The 4716-nt window shown below is 55.9% G+C and carries 3 protein-coding genes and 1 pseudogene; all 4 read right to left on the reverse strand.

Annotated elements, in window-relative coordinates:
* Window positions 1-102: 102 nt before the first annotated feature.
* Window positions 103-1083, reverse strand: a complete 981-nt coding sequence (gene ylqF, locus ACF8AM_RS21955) for a ribosome biogenesis GTPase YlqF (RefSeq protein WP_392557709.1) — start codon at window positions 1081-1083, stop codon at window positions 103-105.
* A 148-nt stretch (window positions 1084-1231) separates the two neighbouring features.
* Window positions 1232-2557 (reverse strand): L-fucose:H+ symporter permease, encoded by a 1326-nt coding sequence (gene fucP / locus ACF8AM_RS21960; RefSeq protein ID WP_392557710.1) that lies wholly within the window; start codon window positions 2555-2557, stop codon window positions 1232-1234.
* Window positions 2558-2770: 213 nt separating this feature from the next.
* Entirely contained in the window at window positions 2771-3835 is a 1065-nt protein-coding gene (locus ACF8AM_RS21965) for an aldo/keto reductase (protein ID WP_392557711.1), read from the reverse strand.
* Window positions 3835-4716, reverse strand: a pseudogene (locus ACF8AM_RS21970) (alpha-L-fucosidase); the annotation flags it as partial. The gene ACF8AM_RS21965 and the pseudogene ACF8AM_RS21970, both read right to left, overlap by 1 nt.

A 4716-nucleotide genomic window follows, 5' to 3' on the forward strand; every position in this document is an offset into this window, starting at 1 on the left:
CCACGACTGTCAAGAAAGGTTTAGGACTCGTCCACTTCCGTCAAAAGAAGTCGTGACACCCATCGGCAGAACGCCGGTCGACCAATGATGTTTCGGCAGTGGTTACTGCCGGCGGTCTCGACGAGAAGCGTCCATTTCGCGTGACTTGCGTTGAGCCTTTTGCTTGGCCTTGAATCGCTTCTTGCGCTTCTCGTCTTTCAGGCGAGCGGCTTCGGCGGCCTCGGCCACTGCTTTTTCAGTGAGGATGCGTTCTCGCTGCATCGTCGCGGGGGTTTCCAATGTGAGTTGGCCCAAGCCTCCGGTGCGATACTCTTGGATCAGAATCCGCGACGCTCGCTCCAGGTCGACTCGGTTGCTCCGCCCGATGCAGCCTCGCCGGCGACCGATGTCTTCGATCACTGCCATCTCGGTATCGGCAATGGAATCGAGTTCAAAACGCTTGGCCAAGCGATCGGGGTATTGGTCCATCAAGTACCGAACGGCAAAAAAGCCGACATCGGTGTAATCCATTGCGGTGTCTTTGATGGATCCGATCAGTGCCAGTCGATAGCCACTGCTGACATTGTGCACTTTGGGCCACAACATCCCGGGCGTGTCCCACAGGATCACACCGTCGCCGATGTCGACTTTTTGTTGATGTTGTGTGACGGCAGGTGTGTTGCCTGTCTTGGCGACTTTTCGACCTGCCAGAAAATTGATGATCGTGGATTTACCCACGTTTGGAATGCCCATCACCATCGCATTGATCATTCGTCCCTTGCGATGCGGGCACATTCCAACCAAAGCCGATTTCAAGCGGCGAATGGTGGGCACGTCATCGGTGGTGACCGCGCGAGCCCGAGTGGAGTTGGAACGATTCAGAGCTTCCAACCACTCCTCCGTCAGACTCGGATCGGCCAAGTCGGATTTGGTCAGCACTTTCAAACAGGCTTTGTCGCCGCGAATGTCCGCCAGCATGGGATTTTCGCTCGAATAAGGAATCCGAGCATCGATGATCTCCATCACCACATCGACCTTGGGCAACGCGGACTGGATTTCCAGCCGAGCTTTGTGCATGTGGCCAGGGAACCATTGGATCGACATGGTCAGCGTGTTTCGTGGTGAGCGGGGGAAAGGAGTGACTGGAGAAGCGTTTCGAACGAGTCGATCGGCGCTGCCAGCTCATATCCGGGTTGGACGCTCACCTAGTGTCACACACTGGGGTGGATATTTCTAACCCTGTTCTGCCGGTTCAAGCGGTCGCGGTCTCGAGTGGAGGCAGAGCCTTGGCGGTGAACATCCCGTAGAGTGCAATCACGCCGAAGCAAATCAGCGGCAAAACAAACGACAGGTTCAGTGACCAAGTGTCAATCAAGTAGCCTTGTAGTGGTGGCATGACCGAGCCACCGGCAATCGCCATCACTAATCCGGCCGCTCCCAATTTCGCGTCGTCGCCGACCCGGTCCAAGGCAATGCCGTAGATTGTTGGGAACATCAGGGACATGCATCCCGAGACCCCCACCAAGGCCCACAGGCCGGTTTGGCCGCCAACAAACATCACCGGCACCAGCAATCCGATCGCACCGGCAGCCAGCACCATCAGCAACGCACCCGGTCGAACATATTTCAGTAGGAACGTGCACACAAATCGGGATACGGCGAAGAGCACCATGGAATACAGTGTGTAAGACGACGCGGCCGCCGCGGCATCACCGGCCGAAAGTCCCTCGGCCATGTAAACCGCTTTGCCGTATTGGGCCGTGAAGGTCCAACACATGATTTGGGCGCCAACGTAGAACGCTTGTGCGATCACGCCACCAACGTAGCGTGAGTTTCCGAACAGACGCCCGAGCGTCCCGGCGATGTCGAGCGACGTGTCCGCGTCTTGGTTGTGAGGCATCTTTTTGATCAAGATCAATACAAACATGGTCACGATCACCAAGCCGATCGCCACGTAGGGACCACGGACGATCGCCAAGTCCGAGAACTTCATCGCGTCAAATTGCTCGGCAGGCAACTTCGCTCGTTCGGGGCCATCCAACGCGTTGATGTTGGAAAGGATCGCGTACTTGGCAGTCAGGATGCCAACGATCGATCCCAGTGGATTGAACGACTGAGCCAGATTCAGACGCTGGGTCGCGGTGGTCGCCGGCCCCATCGAAAGGATGTAAGGGTTCGCGCTGGTTTCCAAGAAGCTCAAGCCACAGGTCATCACGAAGAACGCGATCAGAAACGGCATGAACTCGCCAACACTGGCTGCGGGAATGAATGCCAGGCCACCCAAGGCGTACAGGGCCAATCCCACCAGCAGCCCGGTTTTGTACGAGAACTTTTTGATGAACAAAGCGGCGGGCAGTGCCATGAAGCAGTAGCCGCCATAAAACGCAAACTGCACAAAGGAACTGACGAAGTTGCTTTGGTTAAAAATTCGCCCGAACGCTTCCACCAGCGGGTTAGTGATGTCGTTTGCGAATCCCCAAAGGGCGAAGCAAAACGTCGTCAGAATAAACGCGACCAAGTAACTCTTGGGAACAACTTCAACTGAATTGGGAGATTCGGCGACGGGCGGTTCGGACATGAGTTTCTTGGGCTGAGGTGAAAGGGATGATGGAAGCAACTGGCACGCATCGGCGAGAGGCGTGGGCGAAGAATCCGTTCGGCAATGAGTGCGACACGACGGAACGGTGTCCGCCGCACGGTGCGTCACCGGAGGAGTCTTGGCCTTCCCTGTCTGCTAAGGAGCACGTTGTCTCCCCAATGATGCATGACAGGGAAATGATAGCGGCTGGATTCAGACAAAGGGGTACGAGACGTCGATCAATCCGTCATGTTTCATGCATGCCCAAAATTCGGCTGGCGGATGCGCCGAAACAAGTTGCACATTTTGAGCGATCCGAGTTGGGCGACTGCTGTTGAGAGCCGTCGCGATCACACCGGGAGGCGACATTCCAAAGGCCACGCAAGCTTCGGCGGGGCGAACGTGGAACTGCTCGCAGTGACCATGGAACTGTTTCCGCCACTTGAGCAACCGGCGGTCTTCAGCGGACTCGCCTGTGATCTTTCGGTAATCGTAGAAGTCGCCACCGGTCAGGAATCCGGAATGAAAGACGGCTGAGTTGATCACGCTGATTCCCTTGGTTCGCAGCGTTTCAACGAAGTCCAGCAAGGGTTGCGGGTGAGAGCGGATGGTCAGGCTGGTCGCAAGCATGACCCAGTCCAACGGGAAGGCTCGCGTCAACGCTTCTGAAACCTGCCAGTCTTTTGAGCCCACCCCGATTGCCAGGACATCTCCACGATCGCGGAGTTCACTCAGGGCTTGGTAGGCACCCAGGATGTCGTCCCAACGCTGCTTTCGGTCATCCTCACTGGTTGCCGTCGCCAAGTATTCATCGGGATCATGGACGGACACGAATTGAGGACGGTACGGCGCCAGCAATTCGCAGCCTTGTTCCCAGCATCGCAGGATTCCATCGTAGCTGATGTCTTGCACCGCATCGTGTTCGAGGCCGACCCAAGCCCCCGGTTCAAAGGTCGGTTCGGGCGTCTTCAGCGGCACCCGGCGCCACCCCAATTTATTGCTGATCAGGATTTGGTCCGGTTTGATTTGCAATGACCGCAACGCATCGCTCATGCATTCCAGTGCCAACCCCGCGCCGTACTTGCCGGCCGAGTCCGCTGCGACGATGCCGTCGCTGTGTTCAAACCATTCCGAAACGATCGACCGCTTGGTTTCGCGATCGATCGCTTGGTAGAGGTTGCCCAATGCGCTGGTGCCGAAAACGATTGGCGGAAGCAGATTGCCAATCGACGCAGCACCCGTTTTCGCTGTTGGCCGATACGCGGTGGACTCAGGCATCAGTGAGTAACCTTCAGGACGTAAGCAAATTGGGACGCTTTTCCCTTGGGGAGTGAAACCGTGACACCGGACTCGTCGCGTCGCCAGTTCAGTTTTTCATCGGAACCGAGCAGCACGATCGAGGCGATTGCTTCGGGATAGAGTTCGTTGCCTTCGGCCAACGTCTTGATCGTGATCTGGTTGTCCTTGGGCCATTTCAAACCATGCACATACAAAGCGTTGTCCTTGGTGGTGAAACGCAAGTCTTCTGACGTGAATGGCTTGTCTTTGGATTCAGAGACGTGACCGGTCGAGACCGACGTGGGGCCTTCGCCAAAGGTTTTCCAGTAGGTGGTTTCGTAAATCGCTTCACCGTTGACCTTCAACCAATCGCCAATTGCCTTCAGGATGGCTTGGTCTTCTTCTGGGATGGTGCCATCGGCACGGGGGCCAACGTTCAGCAGCAAGCAACCGTTTTTGCTGACAATGTCGATGAGGTCGTTCACCAACCGCTCAGGAGTCTTGTAGCGTTGGTTTTGAGTGTAGCCCCAAGAGCTGGAACTGACGGCGGTGTCCGTTTGCCAAAACGGTTTGCGAATTTCGGCCATTTTCGACCGTTCCTTGTCGAGCACGGCGGCCGATTCGGGGAACGCATTGAATTTGTAGTTGATGATGCCCAGGTCGGAATCGTTGCCGGAGGTTTTGTTGTAGTAGTAGGCCGCGAACTTCTGCAGGTGTTCGGCGTACGTGTTGTTTTGGTAATTCGAATCGCCGTGCTTGGGGGTGATTCCGAAGTCAAACCAGAACACATCGGGTTGGTACTTGTAGATCTATTCGCACTACCGAGCCAAAATATCGTATTTGAATTGCTGGTCTTTTGGCGTGATGTTGTTCTGGTAGTC

The organism is Rhodopirellula sp. JB055 (assembly GCF_043100905.1).
GTDB lineage: Bacteria > Planctomycetota > Planctomycetia > Pirellulales > Pirellulaceae > Rhodopirellula.